Genomic DNA, 21,097 nt, shown 5'->3' with positions numbered 1-21,097 from the left:
TGAGAGTTATTTATTTAACGTGATTCGTCAATTCTTTTTGAACTTTTTCGTTTGATTCTTTTTTCTCTTTGAGCCATTTCTCACGAGCTTGTTCGTAATCAGCTTTCGTTACAACCTTGTCTTGCAACTGAATATACTTGAAGTATACATCTGAGCTCTTATCTCCAGACTGGCTGTATGATGCTGAGAATGGTACAACACGAGAAATGAATGGTGCAGCACCACTTGATGACATAGCTGGCAAGAAGAGTGAGCTATCTGTCAACCAAGCTTGGGCAGCCGCGTATTTTTCATAACGAACATTCAAATCGCTTGTTTCTTTAGCAGCTTCATCAACTAGCTTATCGTATTCTTTCAAACCAACTTGAGCAGCCGCAGCGTTATCTGCACCTTCGTAACCCATGTATGTTTTTGTTTGTTCAGCATTCGTTGTTTTCAAGATATCAAGGTAAGTTGACGGATCTTCATAGTCTGGGTTCCACCCAACTGCTCCTGAGAGATCCCAATCTTCTGCCGCAGCGCTTGCAGCATAGTAAGTGATATTGTTCAACTCATCTTTAGAAACTTGTTGGATATCAATGACTACATTGCCTTCACCAAGTACTGTTTCAACGGATTGTTTGAAAGATTGGATACGTGCGATATAGTTTTTAGATGTTTGGTCTACTGGAATATCCAAGTGGATAGGGAATTTCACACCTTCTGCTTCCAATGCAGTTTTAGCTTTGGCAAATTCGGCTTTGGCTTTATCGGCGTTGAAGAGTCCATCTTGACCATCCGCAAAGTTTACATTCTTCCACTCATCACCATAAGTAGCCATCTTTTCAGTTACCAAGTCACCGAAAGTTTTTTCACCTGCAGAGACAAAACCTGGTTTCACAAAGAGGTTACGAACTGCAAGAGGAGCACCTTCTTTACCATTGATTTGTGCTGAGTAAGAAGTACGGTCAAAGGCAAAGTTCAAGGCCTGACGGAAATCCTTGTTAAGAAGGGCTTTCTTAGTAGAAGTTTTCTCTTCGTCAGTTGTCTTAGAAGTGTATTTGTAACCTTGACGGTCAATATTCACACCCAAACCAGCAATACCAGGTCCTGATGGAGTGTAGAAGATATTGTCTTTGTATGTTTCTTCTACCTTAGAGTAGTTTGAACTTGTTGGGAAAAGGCGAGCATAGCTGTATGCTCCACTTGTAAAGTTACGTTCAATGGACTCTTGGTCTGACCCATCATAGAAAGCAAGAGTAACTTTATCAAGGTGAACATTATCCTTATCCCAGTACTGCTCATTCTTAGCAAATTCGATAGAAGATTTAGTAGTCAAACCTTTTAGCAAGAACGGACCATTATAAAGCAAGGACGTAGGATCTGTTGCTTTGGCAAAATCTGATCCTTTTGATTTTTCAAAATCTTCGTTCAATGGCCAGAAGATTGAATAAGCCATCTTAGAGTTCCAGTATGGTTCTGGTTGGTTCAATGTATACTCAAGAGTATAATCATCAACTGCCTTCACACCTACCGTAGAAAAGTCTTTTGAATTTCCAGACAAATAATCAGACAATCCTTTAACAGAAGTTTCTGCTAAATATAGGGCTTCGGATTTCTTATCTGCTGCGTGTTTCAAACCATTTACGAAATCTTTAGCTGTTACTTCAGCGTACTCTTCTCCATCAGATGTCATCCATTTAACACCTTTACGGATTTTGTAGGTATAAGTCAAACCATCTTTTGAGACTGACCAATCTTCTGCCACTGCGGGAGTCAAATTCCCATATTTGTCATTTGTGAAGAGACCATCAATACCATTTGAAGTGGCAATCTTAGTACTTTGTTTACCTGAAATGAGGTAATCCAACGTTTCTGGGTCAGCTGAATAGATATAACCATAATTTTTTGGCGCCGTTGAATCAGATGATTTAGAACCGCAAGCAGCTAGTACTCCAGTTGCTAATAAAGCAACTCCTGCTGCAACCAATACTCTACTTTTTTTCATGTTTTTAACTCCTCTTGAAAAATTTAGGCTTATTGAAGATTATAACATATATCTTCTAAAAAGTAAACGAATTTTCAGAATATTTAGGCGTGCATCCATAAAAAACTTTCATTTGTCAAATTTCTTTATTCTTTGTTTGCTATCTATCGAGTCATAAAGCAAACTTAATGTTCATAAAGCCTGATTTTCAGGTTTCCTTTCTCCATTTTCTACCCAGTCAGAAAGGGCAATCTTCTAAATTGGATTTTCGATTAAGAAACTATTGACGGGAAATGATTTTCAAGGTATAATAATAAACGTTGAGGCGGTATAGCCAAGTGGTAAGGCACGGCTCTGCAAAAGCTTGATCGTCGGTTCAAATCCGTCTACCGCCTTTCAGTACCTGAATTAACAGGAATTAACCGAATAAAAAGCCCGGACAATCGGGCTTTTTTGTTATTCCAAATAGATAGGGATAACTGTATCTACAATATAGATTTACAAAAAGCAGTGACTCAAGTCACTGCTTTATTCTGTTTCTTCTTCAGTCTCTATTTCAGTGATTTGGACTTTTACCTTGGTAACACGTCCGTTTTTCACCTTGTCATTGGTTAGGATGATTTGTTTGTTTTGGCTGACCAATTCATAACTGAGTTTTTCAGTCGTTGGAATCATTCCCACACCCGTCAAATAATAACCGGCGATGGTATCAACATCATCACTTTCCAATTCTACATCAAAGTAGTCATTAAAATCATTAAGATTCATGGTGCCTTGAACGATATAGGTGTCTTCTCCTATTTGATGGACTTCAATTTCAGCCTTGTCAGTCTCATCATCAATCTCACCAACAATTTCTTCTAAGAGGTCCTCCAGAGTTACCAAACCAGCCATTCCACCGTATTCATCTAGTAAGATGGCCATTTGATTTTGGGTATTTCGAAGTTCTTTAAGGAGATCGTCCACAAAGATAGTCTCAGGAACAAACAGTGGCGTTTGGAGAATTCGTTTCCAGACAATATTGTCAAAGCCATCCACAAAAGCGGCATTCAACAAGCGCTTGGTGTGAATCAAACCAATCACATTGTCCTTATCCCCATCATAAACAGGGATACGTGAGAAATTTTGCTTTAAAATACTCTCGATAATCGTTTGACTGTCATCCTGAATATCTACCATAAAGGCATCTGTTCGGGGCACCATTAGCTCACGAGCCATTAGTTCATCTAAAGAAAAGACTCCCTGTAGCATTTCAATCTCATCTGCATCCAGTGTTTCTTCACTATTGGTGAGCATGTACTCTATTTCATCACGTGTCATCTTTTCATCCGCATCATCAAAGGTCATTGGTGTTAAACGACTTAACAAATTGGTTGAAGCAGATAACAGCCAGACAAAGGGACTGACAATCTTTCCAAGACCAATAATAATTGGTGCTGTTCGAATTGCCAAAGCATCTTTCAGATTGAGGGCAATCCGTTTAGGATATAGTTCACCAAAAACAATAGAGATGTAGGTCAAGAATGCCAAAGAGAGGAAACTTGCAATGGCATAAGCTGTTTCTCCGTTCCCCATCCAAGAGGCAATTACTTGTCCAAGTGTATCTGCCAATTTTGCCCCTGACAAGATCGTGATCAAGGTGATACCGACTTGAATTGTTGATAAAAAGTGGTTAGGATTTTCAAGTACCTTTAACAAACGAATGTAACGTTTGTCTCCCTCTTCTGCCTTTTGTTCTACTCGGGAACGGTTTAGTGACACCATTGCCATCTCAGTGGCTGAGAAAAAAGCATTTAACAAGGTCAAGATAAATAATAATACAAACTGTAGCAACAAATTCTGACTGCTCGGGTCTTCCATAGTCCTTCTCCTAAAATAGTATCTTGTGTTTCATTATATCATAAAATTCTTCAGGATTCACATTATTTTTCATTTAAACAACAACTCCCCTGCCTCTAGAAGACAAAGGAGCTATTTTTATTGTATCTATTGTTTCTAATCTGTCACTGTTACTTGCCCTGTTCGGTAATCAAGCTGGATTCCCTTTTGAACATTGGGGATTAGCACGTTGAACTCCAATTCGCCATCCGAAGATTTGGCTTCAATTTGTGAAGCAGATGGAACTAGATCCTCATTTGTCGCATAGTGGAGTGTCACGCGGTAACGGACCCTCTTATTTTTGTCCAAGGATTTTCTGACCAAACTCTCATAGTAGTTCTGACCTGTCGAATCTTCAGCCTGCGCTTGGTTAGCCCAGGCTGTCTGGACTGCAATATTCTTAGGATTGCTGGTAGAGGCATCAAAACCATCCAAACCACCTATCAAGGCATAGCCCAGCAGGTGTCCTCTATCGACTGCATGTGTGTAGGCTCCCTTTAGATTCTTAACCTGATGCCATCCTGGTGGCGTCCAAGAGGTGGATCCATTTCCTGTTTCTTCACGATTCTTATACTGCCGAGTCGCTTTGGATAAGATGGCATTGGCAACAGTTGGGACTGTTTCTTTTCCAACTGTCTTTGTTTTATTATCCGCATAGGGTTTGCTTGAAACCTTGGCATCTAGATTGGTTTTATTGCCATTGACAACAAAAGCCCCTGCTCCATTCCACTCGAGATCCCCCTTGATTTGGTTCTTTATCGACTCAGTTAAGACACTTTCAGCCAGCTCCTGACTGGGAGCTTCTGAAGCTTGTTTTTTCTGACTAACCTTAGTTCGAGGGCTATTTGATGCCGATTGCATCTGCTTGATATAATAGCTTCCCGCAGCCAAGAGTAAGAATAGAAGTAACCCTATCAAAGTCTGTCTTGTTTTTTTGTCCATTTTTCTCCTTATTTCTTTAGAAAAAGACTGGTCTCCCAGTCTAATTTCCTGTAAATTTGCTAATCAATTCCTGCCACTTTGCCGGAGACAATATTGCCCATGGATCCTGTCCCTTTCCTAGGATGCCATAGCCAACCATCAAGCCGATTCCTAAAGCAAGGAAACCTATCAAGAGAACAATAAAAATCAACAGTAGGCGACGGAGTACATAGCGTAAGTTTTTATTCTTCTTCATCATTTGCCTCAATTCGCTGAATCTTCGCTCCTAGCTGAGCCAATTTCTCATGGAAGCGGTAATAACCTCTATCAAGGTGGACTAATTTACCGACAACTGTTTCTCCCTGCGCAACCAGACCTGTCAAAATCAAAGCAGCACTAGCGCGAAGGTCCGTTGATAGAACTTCTGCCCCCTGTAAAGCCTGTCCCCCTACAATACGAGCTGTATCACGGATAATCTCTGAATGCAAGCCCATACGGCGCATTTCCTCCAAGTGTTGGAAGCGATTCTCAAACACCGTTTCCACCATGGTGGATTCCCCTTTTGCAACTGTCATCAGAGCTGTAAATTGTGCCTGCATATCTGTTGGAAATCCTGGATGTGGCAAGGTTTTTACATGAACAGCCTTGAGATTTTCAAGTCGAGAACGAACACGAATACCTTCAGATTCCTCTGTCACTTCAACACCCATCTCAAGTAGTTTTGAAATCAAGGGACGATTATGCTCCCATACTGCATCACGAACGAGAACATCCCCACCTGTCATAGCTGCAGCCACCATAAAGGTTCCGGCTTCGATACGGTCCTGTACCACATTGTGGGTCGTACCATGGAGTTCCTCAACACCAATCACGGTGATTGTTTCTGTGCCAGCTCCCTTGACCTTGGCTCCCATTTCATTAAGGAAGATAGCGAGATCAACAATTTCTGGCTCACGCGCAGCATTTTCAATCACTGTCACACCATCAGCTAGAGTTGCTGCCATCATGAGGTTTTGTGTTGCGCCGACACTAGGGAAATCCATGTAGATATGAGCGCCATGCAAGTGGTCTGCCTTGGCTTCGATGTAACCAGCTGCCTGAGTGATTTTTGCCCCCATAGCTTCCAAACCTTTGAGGTGGAGGTCGATCGGACGACTCCCGATGGTGCACCCCCCTGGCATAGAAACTTTGGCATGGCCTACACGAGCAAGGATTGGTCCCAAGACAACGATGGATGCTCGCATCTTGCTGACATATTTATAAGGAGCTTCCTCCGTGATATCACCAGTCGCATCGACCTCGACAATATGAGCTTCCTCATCAAAGTCCACCTTGGCATTCAGACCACGAACTACTTGATTCATGGTGAACACATCTGACAAGATAGGAACGTTCTGCAAGACTGTCTTACCCTTGCTTGCTAGAATAGTCGCTGCCAACAAGGGCAAGACTGCATTCTTTGCTCCCTCGATCGTCACACTCCCGACCAGACGATTATCCCCGCCTTGAACCACAATTTTTTCCATAGTTGTTTCCTTTACTTTTGATTTTATAATAGTCCTCTAAGCGCTTCTTGCCACAGTTGATATAAACTGATAAAGAATGAACTCAAGATGTAGCCCATTACAATACTAAAGAAGCCTACCAACAAACGAACTTTTTTTGTGTTAGTAGAGGTCACTTTTAAAACCTTTTCCCATCTCACAAGATCTTTCAAAAGGTAAAAACTCAAATAAATAAAGAGTATATGACTACTTAGAGTGAATAATAATTGAACCATTTGACTATTATACCATCTTATCCGCTTGCGCGCTAGTTTTCGATTTTTCTACGAATTAGGGGTTGTTTTTAAGGTAATCAATCGCATCCTGCAAGGTTTTAACGGGAACGATTTTCATCTCTGTCTTGATAGTTTTGGCAGCTTCTAGGGCTGTTTCATAGTTGCTTTTCGCATTGGGATCTGCTTTTTTTGCTTCCTCAGTGACTGGATTGTCAGGGGCAAAAAAGACGTTGGCTCCCTGACGAGAGGCTGCAACTACTTTTTTGTCAATTCCACCAATGTCGCCAACATTTCCGTCCCGATCAATGGTTCCCGTTCCCGCAACGATACGGCCATTACGAAGTCCTGGATCTGCTATCTGGGTGTAAATAGCTAGACTAAACATAAGACCGGCACTTGGTCCCCCGATACCAGCTGTTGAAAAGCGAATGGGAACATTACTGGTCACTTCCGTACGGTCAATCAAACCAATCCCAATCCCGTTTTTCCCATTTTCTAGAGTGATAATTTTACCTTCAGCAGACTTGACTTTTCCGTCTTCCTCATAGGTCACTTTGACCGTGTCCCCTAATTGTTGAGAGTTGACATAGTCGACCAAGTCTTTGGAACTGTCAAATGTTTTGTCGTTAACAGCCGTCACTGTGTCTGCAATGTTCAGAATGCCTTTAAAAGTTGAATTGTCTGTCACGGTTAAGACGTAAACACCCAGATACTTGAGTTCGATATCCTTTCCAGCCGTCTTCAATCCTTGATACTTGGCCATGTTTTGGGACGTTTGCATATAGAACTGATTGATCCGCATAAACTCTGCATCCGTAGAGCCACCCGTAGTCTCCTTGGCACTTCTAATATCCGTGAAAGGTGTTAACCAAGCATAGACAAGATGCGACAGAGTTGCATGCCGAATACCAACTGTCACAAACTGGTAAGCTCCTGCTTCTGTATCTTCTGTTTCATTGACTTTTAAAACTTGACGAATATCTTCCGCTCCACCTGGAACTTCTATGTAGTAAGGTAAAGGTACTACAAAGGCTAAAAAAGTCACTACTAGTGCTAGGATGACATATAAGGGCCATCTAGTTTTTTTCTTCATGTTCTAATTCCTCCACAACACTGTTTGGGACATATTGCTGAATCTCCTGACCAAACTTCAGAAGTTCTCTCATGGCTGAAGAGCTAATATAAAGATGCTCTGGGCGACTATATAGGTAAATGGTTTCGATTTCTGGAGCCAGTTGATGATTGTAGTAATCAAAACTAGACTCGTATTGCAAGTCGGTGGCATTCCGCAAGCCACGGACAAGAGTTTTAGCTCCCAGTCTCCTTGCAACTTCGACTACCAATTCATCATGAGAAGCCAGCACCTCTACATTATCTAAATGCGCCACCGCTTTTTCGACTGCCCGTTTGCGGTTTTCAACAGGAAGAAAACCTTGTTTGCGGGGATTGTAGAACACCCCGACATAGAGCTTATCAAAGAGTTTGCTGGCACGTTCAATGATATCCAGATGTCCATTTGTCATCGGATCAAATGATCCTGTAAATAATCCAATTTTATCTGACATAGACTGTCACCTTACTAATCCCATATATTTTTTCCTTCCAGATGCCTAGGCAGGTAATTTCTTCTGGAAGTTCTACAGACTTATCGGTTTCACAGACAACCATGACCTCTTGGGAGAAAAGGTTTCTTTCTGCCATTTTTTCGATATCTGCAACGATTTGTTCCTTGGCATAGGGAGGATCTAAAAAGACCAGGTCAAAGGGACCTTTCACTTGCTCCAAGGCCCGTTCAGCCTCCATCTTTAAGAGCTGAAATTTGGAAACTTCCTTGGTCATCTGGATATTTTCAGCGATGATAGCTTGTGCCTTTCGATCCCGTTCCACTAGGACAGCATGGGACATCCCACGCGAGACTGCCTCAATAGATAAGCCACCACTGCCAGCATAGAGATCCAAGACACGACCACCCTCAAAATAGGGACCTATCATGTTAAAGATAGCTCCACGCACCTTATCCGATGTCGGCCTCGTCGTCTTTCCTTCTAGCGTCTTGAGAGGACGCCCTCCGTAGATTCCTGATACGATTTTCATACCGTTTATTATACCAAATTATAGGCAAAAAGAGAAAGAAAACCGAACCTTGCGGTTCGGTTTTCTACAAGATATTTTCGTAAGTATCGCGGACTTCTTGAGGCCAAACACTAGTCTGAACTTCTCCAATGTGTTTCTTGCGAAGTAAGAACATGGCCATCCGAGACTGTCCGATACCCCCACCGATTGTCAATGGGAAAAGACCGTTAAGCAGGGCTTTATGCCATTCCAGCTCAAGCCGATCTTCGTCTCCTGTAAGAGCCACCTGGCGACGAAGTGTATCCTCATCTACCCGAATCCCCATTGAGGAAAGTTCAAAGGCACAACCAAGAGATTCGTTCCAAACTAGAATATCGCCATTCAACCCTTTGTAGCCATTTTCAGACTCTGTTGTCCAGTCATCGTAGTCAGGTGCACGGCCGTCATGAGGTTTGCCATCAGGCAACTCGCCACCAATACCAATCAAGAAGACAGCACCAAACTCTTTACAGATTGCATTTTCACGCTCTTTCGGTGTCAAATCTGGATAGCGTTCCACCAACTCTTCTGTATGGATAAAGGTGATTTGTTTTGGCAAGATGGATTCAATATCGTAGCGCGCTTCTACGGCTAGCTCTGTCAGACGAATAGCCTTGTAAATCTTCTCAACGGTTTCTTTGAGATAAGCGATATTGCGTTGACCATTTGGAATCACTTTTTCCCAGTCCCACTGGTCCACATAAACTGAGTGAGTCGCATCAAGCGAATCTTCATCTGGACGAAGGGCCTTCATATGAACAAATAGACCTTCACCTTCTCCAAAACCAAAGCGAGCCAAGGTGTGGCGCTTCCATTTGGCTAGTGAGTGAACGACTTCATAAGTTTCATCTGGAATCTGCAAGACCTTTACGGATACTGGATGTTCGACACCGGACAGGTTATCCTGCATCCCATCACCAACCTTGCTCAAGATAGGACCTTGAACTTCAACAACTTCTAACTTATCTTTCAAATACTGGGTAAAGGTGTTTTTGACAAAGGAAATCTCTTCTTGCTGATGGATAAAACTTTTCTTCATAAACGGCTCCTCAAAAATTAGTTAAAAGCATTATACACCTATTTCCAAGAAAAGAAAAGAGTAAATAAGAAAAAGTCAGTGCTCTTTCGAACACTGACTCTGTCATTCATTAATCGTTTCGACCAAAGATTCGTAAGATGCTAAGGAAGAGGTTGATAAAGTCTAGGTAGATGCTGAGTGCCATTGAAATGACCCAACCTGTCGCTACTTGTCCTCGTGACTGCTCATAAACATAGCGAATCTTTTGGTTGTCCCAAGCAATCAAACCTGAGAAAACCAAGACCATGGCAATACTAATCATGTAGTCAAAGAAGCTATTAGCTAAAAATAGATTCACAACCATGGCAATGATGAGGCCGACAAGCGCTGCCATCAAAGCTCGTCCCATTCCACTCAAATCTTTCTTAGTGAAAATTCCGATTACCGCCATGACAAAGAAGAGAAGGGCACTGGATACAAAGGCTGATAAGACGGTCCCAGGTGTATAAAAGGCTACGACAAAACTGAGCGTAAATCCATTTAAAACAGAATAAACTAAAAATACTGGGAGAGCTGCTGGGCTGTTCTTCGCAGCCATGCTACTTGCAACAAAGACTAGAGCAAGTTCTGCAAAAGTTGCAATCACCAGCCAGAGACGACCATGCATTAAAAAGTAAATCAACTGGGACTGAAAAACTGTCAACATCAAAGCTGACACGAGAGCTGATAGACCAATCCCAAGTCCTACAAAGGCATAAACCTTAGCGTAAAATTGATTGAGACCTGAACGTTCTTGAATAATCGTTTGATTCATTCTGATTCTCCTTTTCTCTATAAGTATGTCTTGATTATAACAAAGATTTTATAAATTAGCTAAAATAAAACATCAATATACCTGCGGCAACTGCCACGTTGAGACTTTCTGCTCGACCTTTCATGCCAATATGAACCAGCTGATCAGCACTCTCAGCCATGACAGGACTAATCCCCTGCCCTTCATTTCCCATGACTAAAGCAAAGTTTTCTAAGGGAGAAAGCTCACGATAGTCCTTGGATTCTTTGGATAAGGTCGTTGCTAGAATGGGCAAGTTGCTCTTCTTTGCCTCTTCTACAAAAGCGGCAACGGGCATGCGATAGATGGGCAAGTGAAAATGACTTCCTTGCATGGAACGCAGGGTCTTGAGACTGTAGATATCTGCTGACTTATCTGAAACAATAACCCCTGTAAAGCCTGCCGCATCCGCCGTCCGAATCATGGTACCCACATTACCAGGATCTTGGACATTCTCTAAAAATAGAAACTTACCCTGACGGAAATCAGGCAGTCCCACTTCTTCTTTTTGAATAACAGCGACAATGCCTTGAGGGGTTTGCGTATCTGCTAAATCCCGCAAAATCTCCTCTGAAACCCAGATAGTTTGAGAAAAAGCAGCTAACTGACCTCGGTAACTTTCCAGAGCAAAGATCTTCTCAATCCTCACCCCAGCTTGAACAGCTTCTTCAAATAAGTGCCAACCTTCAATCAAATAGGCAGACTTTCGATATTTTTTTTGATGCAATTTCTTGGCATTTTTTACCACTGAATTGGCTTTTGAGGTTATAATAGTCATAGAAACATTATAACACAATCAAAGGGGTTTGGTATGCAAAAGGTTAGAATGATTGCCCAAGGCAGAGTACAGGGTGTTGGTTTTCGCTGGGGTGTTTATACTTTAGCTCTTGAAATCGGTGGCATCACTGGTCGGGTATGGAATAACGACGATGGCACAGTGGAAATTCTTGCTCAGGCAGACTCCTCTGCCACTATGGCAAAATTTATCCAAGAAATCCGAAAAGGTCCGACACCTTTTTCAAAAGTTACCTATCTAGATGTGCAGATGAGCAACTTTTCATCCTATTCGGACTTCAAAGTCGCAAATTAGGTCTCCAGAACTATTGTATATTTTACAAAAAAACAGTAGAATAGAAAGGTATAATTTTTAAAGAAGGAATGAAAACATTGAAATCTATTAAACGTTTTGCCCTCTCAGCTATGGGAGTGGCTATGCTACTTATCTTGACAGGCTGTGTCCAAGTAGACAAAGCAACAGGACAACCTACTGGTTTTATCTGGAACACTATCGGATCGCCTATGGCAGAGGCTATCAAATACTTCGCTACTGATAAAGGTCTAGGCTTTGGTGTGGCTATCATTATCGTAACCATTATCGTACGTTTGATTATTTTGCCACTTGGTATCTACCAATCATGGAAGGCAACGCTTCACTCTGAAAAGATGAATGCTCTCAAACATGTGCTCGAACCACATCAAACACGCCTTAAAGAGGCAACAACTCAGGAAGAAAAACTAGAAGCACAACAGGCTCTCTTTGCTGCACAAAAAGAAAACGGCATCAGCATGTTCGGTGGTGTAGGATGCTTCCCTATCCTCATTCAGATGCCTTTCTTCTCTGCTATCTACTTTGCAGCCCAGTATACTGATGGAGTATCTAGCTCTACCTTCTTGGGTATCAATCTCGGTTCTCCAAGTATGATCCTTGTCGCCTTCGCTGGTATCCTCTACTATCTCCAATCACTCCTTTCACTTCACGGAGTAGAAGACGAGATGCAAAGAGATCAACTCAAGAAAATGATTTACATGAGCCCACTCATGATTGTCGTCTTCTCCCTCTTCGCACCAGCCAGTGTGACACTTTACTGGGTTGTCGGTGGTTTCATGATGATTCTCCAACAGTTCATCGTTAACTATGTTGTTCGTCCAAAACTTCGTCAAAAAGTACGTGAAGAATTTGCCAAAAATCCACCAAAAGCAAGTTCAGCATCAACTACAGGCGGGCGAAAAGATATCACTCCTAACCAAGCAACTGCAATTACGACTACTAAGAAACATAAAAAACGTAATGCTGGTAAACAACATTCTAGAAAATAAAGTAACGGCTTAGCTGAAAGGCTAGGCCTTTTTTGCATCACAAAAGCCTGATGTTTCCATCAGGCTTCTTTTTTATCCATGTACACGTTTCATATAGTCTTGATAGCTTTCTGTATCCATGAGTTTTTTGGCATTCTTGACACGGTCTGCTGTTGGTGGTTTTACCCCTTCAAGTGAGTATGGAATTCCAAGTTCACGCCACTTGAATTCTCCCATAGTGTGATAAGGTAGAATTTCAAACTTATCAACGTTTTTGAGGGTTTTGACGAATTTACCAAGTTCGATCAAGTCCTCATCTCTATCTGTCAAGCCTGGAACCAGCACATGGCGAATCCACACAGGCTTCCCAATATCTGATAGATATTTTGCACAAGCCAAGATGTTTTTATTGGTTTGGCTGGTAACAATTCTGTGTTGTTCATCGTTGATTTCCTTGATATCCAAGAGAACCAAATCTGTCACCGCCATGAGTTTATTAAACTTTTCGAGATAACGTGGTTTATTACGGAACGGAAGGGCACAGGTATCCAAGGTACAGTGGATTCCTTTTTCCTTGGCCTTGGTAAAGAGGGCAATTAGGAAATCAATCTGTAAGAGGGCTTCTCCTCCACTGACAGTAATTCCTCCCTTGTCTCCCCAAAAACCACGGTAGCGAAGAGCTTCTGTCAAGACATCGTCTACTGTCCGTTCGCGTGATTTATTGGTCTCCATAGCCCATGTGTCGGGGTTATGACAGTACTGGCAACGCATGTGACAACCTTGCAAAAAGACAATGAAACGAATCCCAGGGCCATCTACCGCCCCAAAACTCTCTGTCGAATGCACCATTCCTGTCACTTGTCCATAGTCAATTGTTTCTTCAGACATATCGTCACCTTCCTTGAAACCGTTTTATAGTTTTATTATATCACGAGTAAGGTGAAAAACAAGGTTTTTTTGTCTATTTTTTAGAAAGCAATCTGTTTTTCACTTTCATTTTCAATTTCTTTTAATGATCCGATTCAAAATCAAAACCATACAAGGTTGCGAAATAGTCCTCAGGGCGCTCTGCACGGCGGATTTGGTGGGCTTTGCCTTCTTCAGTATAGAGGATTTCTGCCGAGCGTAGTTTGGCATTGTACTGATAACCCATGGAGAATCCATGTGCACCTGTATCATGAATTACCAGCAAATCACCGATTTCTGTATGAGGTAGTTCGCGATTGACGGCAAATTTATCATTGTTTTCACAGAGTGAACCGACCACATCTACCACCTCAATTGGTCCATCTGGATGAGTAAGATTCGTGATATGGTGGTAGGCTCCATACATGGCTGGGCGCATGAGGTTGACTGCTGATGCATCCACACCTAGATAGGTACGGTAGGTTTTCTTTTTATGAGTTACTTTGGTGACGAGAACTCCATGAGGCGCCAGCATAAAACGCCCCAATTCAGTGAAAATCTTGACCTGACCAAGACCTGCTGGCGTAAGGACTTCTTCATAAACCTTACGCACCCCTTCACCAATCATCGCAATATCATTTGGCTCCTGGCCTGGACGGTAATTGACACCAATACCGCCAGAAAGATTGATAAAGTCTAGCGAAATGCCCAACTTTTCCTTGATTTCAACAGCCAATTCAAAGAGCTGACGTGCCAACTCTGGATAATAGAGATGGATGACAGTATTGGATGCTAGGAAAGAGTGAATCCCAAAAGTCTTAGCTCCTTTTTCCTTTAAGATGGCAAAAGCTTCAAAGAGTTGATTCTTGGTCATGCCAAACTTGGCTTCCCCGGGATTGTCCATGATATCTGTTCCTAGCTCAAAAACGCCTCCAGGATTGTAACGACAAGAGATGATTTCTGGAATGCCTGCCGCTCGCTCCAGATGTTCAATGTCTTCAAAAGCATCCAAGTTAATGGTTGCGCCCAATTCACGCGCATAAGCGTACTCTTGGTCTGGGGTATTGTTAGAAGAGAACATGATCTCAGAACCGGGAAAATCCAGTTTGTGACTCATCAAGAGCTCCACATAACTAGAACAGTCAACACCACAACCTTCCTCTTTGAGAATTTTCAAGATGGCTGGGGTTGGAGTAGCCTTAACTGCAAAATATTCTTTGAATCCCTTATTCCAAGAAAAGGCCTGGTTGACGGCTCGCGCTTTCTCGCGAATCCCCTTCTCATCATACAAGTGAAAAGGAGTCGGGAACTCTGCAACAATTGTTTCTAAATCTTCTCGGCTGATAAATGGTGTTTTCATAAGCTTCCTTCTATTCTGTTTGCAAAGAAAGGCTGGGACAATCGTTCCAACCTTTAGTTCTATCTCTTATTTGTCTTCGTCAAAGATATTTCCAATCTCAACATCGATGGATTGGTTCTTGACATCAATATTGGTTACTTTCAAGAGTGACTTGTAATCAAACTGCTTTTCACGTTCTTCTTGGGCATTGTCTGCAAAGACTGCGACACCAGCTAGTTCAGAATCGAACTCACGCAAGAGACTAATCATCCCGTTGACAGTTCCGCCACCTTTCAAGAAGTCATCCACGATCAAGACTCGACTGCCTGCCTTGAGGCTGCGTTTTGAAAGGAACATTTTCTCAATACGGTCACCACTTGAACCTGAAACATAGTTGACACTGACCGTTGAACCTTCGGTAATTTTTAAGTCACGACGCACAATGACAAATGGAACATTGAGGACATTGGCAACTGCATTTGCGAGTGGCACACCTTTTGTTGCTACTGTCATAACGGCATCGATTTTTTGGTCCATAAAGCTCTTGGCAATGATACGACCAATATTTTTCAAAATGGCAGGCGTACTAAGCAGATCAGACAGATAGATATAACCACCTGGCAAGATACGATCACTTTCTGAAAGTTTGTCACGCAAGTCTGCGATCATTTCTTTGGCTTCATGACTAGAAATTGATGGTGTAAAGATAACGCCACCACCTGCTCCAGTCACTGTCTGGATATGGCCGATTTCGATTTCTTCAAAAGCACGCTTGATAATCACGATGTCCTCTGAGATAGATGATTTAGCAGATTCGTACTTTTCCGCAAAGGTGTTGAGACTGGTTAGTTTGTATGGATTATTAATCAAATAGTTGGAAATGACAACCATCCGATCACTTCTTCTTAATTTCATTTTTATTTACCATTCCATTTAATTTTGATATTTTATCCATTATACCATATTCACATAAAAAAACGAACATTATTGCGTAAAAAATGCTCGTTTTTCTTAAATTATTAATCTAAATCTGGTTTATAGAAGGAACGATTGTCCATAGCGAAGATTTTATTGGTCATCTCTCCTTTGTCCACCAAAGCTAGAGCTGTTGACATCATCATCATGCTGGCATCGAGATTGTCAATCATGTGAATAATCTCTGCCTCCATAATGCGTGGACGGACTGGACTTCCATACTCTAGCAAGCCATGATGACTGAGGATGACATGGCGTAATAGCACCACTTCTTCTCTGGTATCATCGATGCCGAGTTCCATGACTGTCTTGGTAATTTCGCTATCGATGAGGGCGATATGGCCGATGAGATTGCCTCGCACTGTGTACTCCGTCTGATCAGGACCACTGAGTTCTAAGACCTTGGCCAAGTCGTGCAGCATAATCCCAGCATAAAGGAGGCTCTTGTTGAGCTGAGGATAGATCTCGCTAATGGCATCTGCCAAACGCACCATGGTGGCTGTATGATAGGCTAAACCAGTTTCAAAGGCATGGTGGTTGGTCTTGGCAGCTGGATAGGAGTAGAATTCCTTATCATACTTGGTGTAGAGACTGCGAACGATACGCTGCCAGACAGGATTTTCAATCTTGAAAATCATTTGCGACATGTAGTCACGAATCTCCTTGACATCAACTGGAGATTTGACCTTGAAGTCAGCTGGATTATTGGGTTCCCCAGGCTGAGGTAAACGAAGGGTAATTTGATTGACTTGAGGAGTGTTGTTATAAACTTCTCTGCGCCCCTGCATGTGGACTACTTTCCCTGCGGTAAAAGCCTCAACGTTATGAGGTTGGGCATCCCAGAGTTTCCCTTCAATCTCGCCACTATCATCTTGGAAGGTAAAGGCTAGGTAGTTTTTCCCAGCTCTTGTCTGTCTTAGGTCAGCTGATTTGATCAGGTAAAAGCCTTCAAACAACTCATCTTTTTTCATGTGACTAATCTTCATATTCTTCCTCATCTTCTTGGAAATGGAGTAGATCAAGCGCAGGCTCACCTTCTGATAACTCAATGTGACGGAGCGTTCGCTCAATAGCTGTGGTACGACGGTTTAATAATTCATCAATATTGCCAGAGGCATGTTGAAGATGTTTTTGTGCCTTAACCAAAATCCCCCCGAACTTGCCAAACTCGGTCTTGACGCTAGCTAGGGTTTTGCTGATATGGTCGGCACTCTTTTGGATATTGAGAGTCTTGAAGCCAACTGATAGAGAGTTAAGCAGGGCTGATAGGGTACTTGGACCTGCGACAATAATCTGCTCCTCCCGTCTCAAATCATCAAAGAAGACCGGATTACGAACAATTTCTGAGTAGAGACCCTCCGTCGGAACAAACAAAACTCCAAAATTGGTCGTTCGAGGTGGCGCTAGATACTTGCTCTTGATATCGTTGGCAAAGCGCTTAACGCTTGCTAAGAGGAATTTACGACAGCGTTCAATCTCGTCCTTATCACCTGCTTCATAGGCTTCTTCTAGGCGGTAATAATCTGCCAGTGGAAACTTGGAATCAATTGGTAGATAGACGTATTCCTGGTCGCCTTGCCCAGGCAACTTGATGGCGTATTCCACACGTTCACTGGAGTTTTCAACCGTTGCATATTCTCGTTCGTACTGGGTAGGCGTCATGATGTCTTCGATGATTTGCCCCAGTTGCAATTCTCCCAGAATGCCTCGCGTCTTGGTTCCAGAAAGAACCTTGTTGAGGGCTCCGACATCACGGGCAACTGTCTGCATTTCTCCAAGACCTCGATTGACAGACTCCAGTTGCTTGGAAACTGTCTCGAAGGAAGCCTGCAAGCGCGTCTGCAAGGTTTTTTCTAGCTTTTCCTCGACCGTCTGGCGCATTTGTTCTAAACGTTGCTCATTGGATTCCTGTAGGGCTTGGAGACGTTGGTCGGTCTTGTCCCTGGTTTGCAAAAGATTATCTGTCATTTCTTGACGGACTTGAGTCAGCCCTTGGTGCAACTCCATTCGCACTTCCTGCAAGCGGTCGCTGACAGCCACTTCCAAATCTTTTTGGTCTAACTGGCTGGCTTGTCTAGCTTGTTCAAAGCGGTAATCCAACTGATCTGACAGATGATCTGCCTGATCCTCCAAACTCTTGCTTAGGTGTTTCTCTTGCTTATCTTGCCTTTGCCAAATGAGAAAGAGTCCAGCTAGGTTGGCAATTAATAATAGTAATAATACAGTCTCCATCCTACCTCCTGTCCTTGCTATGCAGCACGACGACATAGCCATCTGGGCAAGTTACCGAAACTTCCCTATCTATATATTCGTTAGAAGCGTACACTTTTTTAAAGAAAAAATTTTCCTCTATCAACTCGTACTTGGCACCAAGAATGGTCAACTGACTATCCCGAACCGGCATAAAGGCTAGATAGTCATAGTCTGAACGAGACTCTAGTTGACTGGTCCCTTCTGGACAATAGCTAATCACATTTTGCCCGTCCTCAATCGCTATCTGGCGCATATAGGGTGCCAATTGGGGATTGCTTGGAAGAAAGACATTGGCCAGCATATGGTCAATACGACCACCCAAAGCACCAAAAATAGTGACTTGAGCCTGAGGATTTTGCTCAAAGATGGTTAAGAGAGCCAATTCCAGATCCGTATCATCCTTTTCTGGCTGAGCTTGGACAAAATGTTGGGCTCGTTTTTGAATCAACTGACGTTCGTCTGCGGTTACCGAATCAAAATCTCCAACTGCTAGAGCCAGAGGTAGATCTTCTTCCAAGACCCAGAGCGATCCTCGATCCACACCGACAAAGCAATCAAAATCCGTCCGATAATGACCACGGTCTCCACCTGCAAAAACTGCAACCCTAGTCCAGTTGTTTTCTGAGCGTTTGCACTCGTTCATTGACATCTCCCTTAAAGACATAAGACCCTGCTACAAAAACGGTCGCTCCAGCTTCTTTGGCTTGAGCAATGGTCTGGTCATCAATACCGCCATCGACTTCAATTTCAAAATTCAAACCTTTTTCCTGACGAAGAGCAACTAACTCACGAATCTTATCCATGGTTTCAGGTAGAAAGGCTTGCCCGCCGAAGCCAGGGTTAACCGTCATGACCAAGACTTGATCAACTAGGTGAAGCACGTGCTTAATCGCTTCAACAGGTGTCCCGGGATTGATAACAACCGAAGGTTTAACACCAAGCGAACGAATTTTTTGGAGGGCTCCATGGATATGAGGTGTTGCCTCTACGTGAATGCTGATGATATCTGCACCTGCACGCGCAAAGTCTTCTAAATGATGCTCAGGATTTGCTACCATCAAGTGGCAGTCAAAGACCATCTTGCTATGGGGGCGAAGAGCTTCAACCACACCTGCACCAAAACTGATTTGTGGTACAAAGTGACCATCCATAATATCGATATGGGCGTATTCTGCACCAGTTGCTTCTAGGCGTTTGATTTCACGTTCAAAGTTGGCATAATCTGCTGCCAGAATTGACGGAGCAATCTTGTATTGAGACATGGGTTTCTCCTTATTTTGGAATTTTTTTGCTGACTTTTTTATAGGTTTCTCTGCGATTTTCAATTTCGCTGAGGAATTGTAGGTAGTTGTCAAAACGGAAGCTGGCAATGATGCCCTCTTCTACAGCTGGCTTGACGGCACAGGACGGCTCATGGGTATGGGTACAGGTACGGAATTTACAGTCGCGACTGACACTAGCAATCTCTGGAAAGGCCTGATTGAGGTCTTCTGCTGTTGACACTTCGTAGTCCAGTGATGAAAATCCCGGCGTGTCCGCAATCTTTCCACCATTGAGGTTGTAAAAACTAACAGCCCGAGTGGTATGGCGACCACGACCCAAACTGTCTGAAATTTCTCCTGTTTCAAGATTGAGGTCCGGTGCGATTTTGTTGAGAAGGGTTGACTTCCCAACACCTGTCTGCCCCATAAAGACTGTAACCTTGCCTATTAACAAGGGCAGGAGTTCTTCCTTACGGGTCACAAAGTCATAGCCAATGTCACCGTAAGTCTGCTGGTAAAAATCCAGTTCTCCTCTATCTTCCAGCATGTCCATTTTAGAAATATAGACGATAGGATGGATGCCCTTGTGTTCCAAGAGAACCAAGAAGCGATCCAGTAAATTGCTATTAAAATCCGGCTCCTTGACCGACATGATCACCACGGCTTGGTCGATATTGACAATAGGCGGACGGACCAGGCTATTTTTCCGTTCGTGAATCTTGAGAATGTAACCTTCTGAATTTTCCTCCGCAGAAAAGTCTACCCAGTCCCCGACGTAGGGTGTATGACCTTTTTTACGGAAATTCCCGCGCGCGCGTGTCTGGTAAACTTGACCGTCACTCTCCACATAGTAGAAGCCCGCCAAGGCTTTAATGATTTGTCCCTGCATCCTAGAGTCCTTGCCCTTTAAGTGCATCTGCTAGACTGGCAAATTCTTCCAAGCTTAGTGCTTCTCCACGCACACTTGGTGACAAGCCCGCCTGATCCAAAGCCTTGGTCAGTTTGTCCTTGATTTCTTCGGTTTTGCCAAAGTAACCTGTCAAGTTGTTCCACAAGGTCTTACGACGATGGGTGAAGCTAGCCTTGGAAACCTTAAAGAAGAAGTCCTCGTCTGTTACTGCTACAGCCGGCTCTGGACGGCGCACCATTTTTAAAATGGCTGAGTCCACATTTGGCGCAGGCACAAAGACCGTACGAGGCACGATGAAGGCAACCTTGGCTGTCATATAATACTGCACAGCAATCGACAAACTACCATAAGCCTTGGTATTTGGCTGTGCTGAGATGCGATCCGCCACTTCTTTTTGCATCATGACGACAAACTCACTAAAAGGAATGCCACTCTCGATCAAGTGCATGAGAATAGGCGTCGTAATGTAGTATGGCAAGTTGGCTACTACCTTGATTGGTAGTTCAAGATTTTTGAAATTCTGGATATACTGTGCCAAGTCAACCTTAAGAATGTCCTCGTTTACTACAGTAACATTGTCAAAATCACGTAAAGTATCTGCTAAAATTGGCACCAAACGGTGGTCAATCTCAAAAGCCATAACTTCTGCCGCACGCTCAGCCAAAAACTCCGTCAAGGCACCAATTCCTGGGCCAATTTCGATGACATTGACCTGGTCATCAATCTCAGCCGTATCCACGATTTTTTGAAGGATATTGGTATCCGTCAGGAAATTTTGCCCGAAGGATTTTTTAAAGGTAAATCCGTGACGCTCCAGCACTGCCTTGGTCACGCTATAATCTGCAATTCTCATCTATTCTCTTTTCTAA

The 21,097-nt window shown here is 43.0% G+C and carries 23 protein-coding genes and 1 tRNA gene; 3 read left to right on the top strand and 21 right to left on the bottom strand.

The features are described 5' to 3' along the window. Positions 1 to 10: 10 nt before the first annotated feature. On the bottom strand, positions 11 to 1,987 hold the full coding sequence (locus M9H69_RS01655) for a peptide ABC transporter substrate-binding protein (RefSeq protein ID WP_250315738.1): 1,977 nt from the start codon (positions 1,985 to 1,987) through the stop codon (positions 11 to 13). A 303-nt stretch (positions 1,988 to 2,290) separates the two neighbouring features. Here M9H69_RS01655 and M9H69_RS01650 point away from each other — a divergent pair. Continuing rightward, positions 2,291 to 2,361: transfer RNA gene (locus tag M9H69_RS01650), tRNA-Cys, on the top strand. 133 nt (positions 2,362 to 2,494) lie between these two features. Here M9H69_RS01650 and M9H69_RS01645 read toward each other — a convergent pair. The 11 genes from M9H69_RS01645 to M9H69_RS01595 form a co-directional block, all read right to left on the bottom strand. Next, on the bottom strand, positions 2,495 to 3,826 hold the full coding sequence (locus M9H69_RS01645) for a hemolysin family protein (protein ID WP_250315737.1): 1,332 nt from the start codon (positions 3,824 to 3,826) through the stop codon (positions 2,495 to 2,497). 135 nt (positions 3,827 to 3,961) lie between these two features. Then, positions 3,962 to 4,786: a DNA/RNA non-specific endonuclease gene (locus M9H69_RS01640; protein ID WP_250315736.1), complete on the bottom strand. Its 825-nt coding sequence runs from the start codon at positions 4,784 to 4,786 to the stop codon at positions 3,962 to 3,964. Positions 4,787 to 4,826: 40 nt separating this feature from the next. Then, positions 4,827 to 5,021, bottom strand: a complete 195-nt coding sequence (locus M9H69_RS01635) for a DNA-directed RNA polymerase subunit beta (protein ID WP_061415718.1) — start codon at positions 5,019 to 5,021, stop codon at positions 4,827 to 4,829. Continuing rightward, positions 5,008 to 6,291 carry a UDP-N-acetylglucosamine 1-carboxyvinyltransferase gene (murA, locus tag M9H69_RS01630; protein ID WP_084874506.1) on the bottom strand — a complete coding sequence of 428 codons (1,284 nt, stop codon included), beginning with the start codon at positions 6,289 to 6,291 and terminating at the stop codon, positions 5,008 to 5,010. The genes M9H69_RS01635 and murA overlap by 14 nt, the downstream gene beginning before the upstream one ends. A gap of 23 nt (positions 6,292 to 6,314) precedes the next feature. Continuing rightward, a complete protein-coding gene (locus tag M9H69_RS01625; protein ID WP_084911818.1) occupies positions 6,315 to 6,545 on the bottom strand; it encodes a DUF1146 family protein in 231 nt (76 codons plus the stop codon). 55 nt (positions 6,546 to 6,600) lie between these two features. Continuing rightward, on the bottom strand, positions 6,601 to 7,638 hold the full coding sequence (locus M9H69_RS01620) for a SepM family pheromone-processing serine protease (protein WP_250315735.1): 1,038 nt from the start codon (positions 7,636 to 7,638) through the stop codon (positions 6,601 to 6,603). Then, entirely contained in the window at positions 7,622 to 8,110 is a 489-nt protein-coding gene (gene coaD, locus M9H69_RS01615; RefSeq protein ID WP_250315734.1) for a pantetheine-phosphate adenylyltransferase, read from the bottom strand. The genes M9H69_RS01620 and coaD overlap by 17 nt, the downstream gene beginning before the upstream one ends. Continuing rightward, complete coding sequence (gene rsmD, locus M9H69_RS01610) at positions 8,100 to 8,639, bottom strand: 16S rRNA (guanine(966)-N(2))-methyltransferase RsmD (RefSeq protein WP_250315733.1); 540 nt, start codon at positions 8,637 to 8,639, stop codon at positions 8,100 to 8,102. Before rsmD ends, coaD begins: the two co-directional genes overlap by 11 nt. A gap of 64 nt (positions 8,640 to 8,703) precedes the next feature. Further along, positions 8,704 to 9,696 (bottom strand): aspartate--ammonia ligase, encoded by a 993-nt coding sequence (gene asnA, locus M9H69_RS01605; RefSeq protein WP_000747987.1) that lies wholly within the window; start codon positions 9,694 to 9,696, stop codon positions 8,704 to 8,706. A 109-nt stretch (positions 9,697 to 9,805) separates the two neighbouring features. Continuing rightward, the gene (locus M9H69_RS01600; RefSeq protein ID WP_084940416.1) at positions 9,806 to 10,489 is read right to left on the bottom strand and encodes a Bax inhibitor-1/YccA family protein; all 684 of its coding nucleotides are present in this window, start codon (positions 10,487 to 10,489) and stop codon (positions 9,806 to 9,808) included. Between the two features lie 55 nt (positions 10,490 to 10,544). Continuing rightward, on the bottom strand, positions 10,545 to 11,285 hold the full coding sequence (locus M9H69_RS01595) for a TrmH family RNA methyltransferase (RefSeq protein ID WP_009730686.1): 741 nt from the start codon (positions 11,283 to 11,285) through the stop codon (positions 10,545 to 10,547). Between the two features lie 33 nt (positions 11,286 to 11,318). Here M9H69_RS01595 and M9H69_RS01590 point away from each other — a divergent pair, with 33 nt between their 5' ends. Together M9H69_RS01590 and yidC are read left to right on the top strand one after the other, a co-directional pair. Further along, positions 11,319 to 11,597 (top strand): acylphosphatase, encoded by a 279-nt coding sequence (locus tag M9H69_RS01590; RefSeq protein WP_001174620.1) that lies wholly within the window; start codon positions 11,319 to 11,321, stop codon positions 11,595 to 11,597. 77 nt (positions 11,598 to 11,674) lie between these two features. Next, positions 11,675 to 12,604 carry a membrane protein insertase YidC gene (gene yidC, locus M9H69_RS01585; protein WP_033588985.1) on the top strand — a complete coding sequence of 310 codons (930 nt, stop codon included), beginning with the start codon at positions 11,675 to 11,677 and terminating at the stop codon, positions 12,602 to 12,604. Positions 12,605 to 12,676: 72 nt separating this feature from the next. Here yidC and pflA read toward each other — a convergent pair whose 3' ends face one another. The 9 genes from pflA to rsmA all read right to left on the bottom strand — a co-directional run bounded on the left by pflA (position 12,677) and on the right by rsmA (position 21,081). Next, complete coding sequence (pflA, locus tag M9H69_RS01580; protein ID WP_001288279.1) at positions 12,677 to 13,471, bottom strand: pyruvate formate-lyase-activating protein; 795 nt, start codon at positions 13,469 to 13,471, stop codon at positions 12,677 to 12,679. Between the two features lie 121 nt (positions 13,472 to 13,592). After that, on the bottom strand, positions 13,593 to 14,849 hold the full coding sequence (locus M9H69_RS01575) for a diaminopimelate decarboxylase (RefSeq protein WP_250315732.1): 1,257 nt from the start codon (positions 14,847 to 14,849) through the stop codon (positions 13,593 to 13,595). A 66-nt stretch (positions 14,850 to 14,915) separates the two neighbouring features. Continuing rightward, on the bottom strand, positions 14,916 to 15,743 hold the full coding sequence (purR, locus tag M9H69_RS01570) for a pur operon repressor (protein WP_002874197.1): 828 nt from the start codon (positions 15,741 to 15,743) through the stop codon (positions 14,916 to 14,918). Positions 15,744 to 15,847: 104 nt separating this feature from the next. Next, on the bottom strand, positions 15,848 to 16,789 hold the full coding sequence (locus M9H69_RS01565; protein WP_250315731.1) for a 3'-5' exoribonuclease YhaM family protein: 942 nt from the start codon (positions 16,787 to 16,789) through the stop codon (positions 15,848 to 15,850). Continuing rightward, a complete protein-coding gene (gene rmuC / locus M9H69_RS01560) occupies positions 16,779 to 18,035 on the bottom strand; it encodes a DNA recombination protein RmuC (RefSeq protein ID WP_250315730.1) in 1,257 nt (418 codons plus the stop codon). Before rmuC ends, M9H69_RS01565 begins: the two co-directional genes overlap by 11 nt. A 1-nt stretch (position 18,036) precedes the next feature. Then, positions 18,037 to 18,699 (bottom strand): thiamine diphosphokinase, encoded by a 663-nt coding sequence (locus M9H69_RS01555; protein ID WP_250315729.1) that lies wholly within the window; start codon positions 18,697 to 18,699, stop codon positions 18,037 to 18,039. Then, a complete protein-coding gene (gene rpe / locus M9H69_RS01550; protein WP_250315728.1) occupies positions 18,662 to 19,318 on the bottom strand; it encodes a ribulose-phosphate 3-epimerase in 657 nt (218 codons plus the stop codon). Before rpe ends, M9H69_RS01555 begins: the two co-directional genes overlap by 38 nt. A gap of 10 nt (positions 19,319 to 19,328) precedes the next feature. Next, positions 19,329 to 20,207 carry a ribosome small subunit-dependent GTPase A gene (gene rsgA, locus M9H69_RS01545; RefSeq protein WP_250315727.1) on the bottom strand — a complete coding sequence of 293 codons (879 nt, stop codon included), beginning with the start codon at positions 20,205 to 20,207 and terminating at the stop codon, positions 19,329 to 19,331. 1 nt (position 20,208) lies between these two features. Continuing rightward, positions 20,209 to 21,081, bottom strand: coding sequence for a 16S rRNA (adenine(1518)-N(6)/adenine(1519)-N(6))-dimethyltransferase RsmA (gene rsmA, locus M9H69_RS01540; RefSeq protein ID WP_250315726.1), 873 nt, complete (start codon positions 21,079 to 21,081; stop codon positions 20,209 to 20,211). Positions 21,082 to 21,097 lie beyond the last annotated feature (16 nt).

This window comes from Streptococcus oralis (assembly GCF_023611505.1).
GTDB lineage: Bacteria > Bacillota > Bacilli > Lactobacillales > Streptococcaceae > Streptococcus > Streptococcus oralis_CT.
The sequence above is the reverse complement of the archived record's forward strand: the minus strand, read 5'-3'. Positions and strand labels throughout refer to the sequence as shown.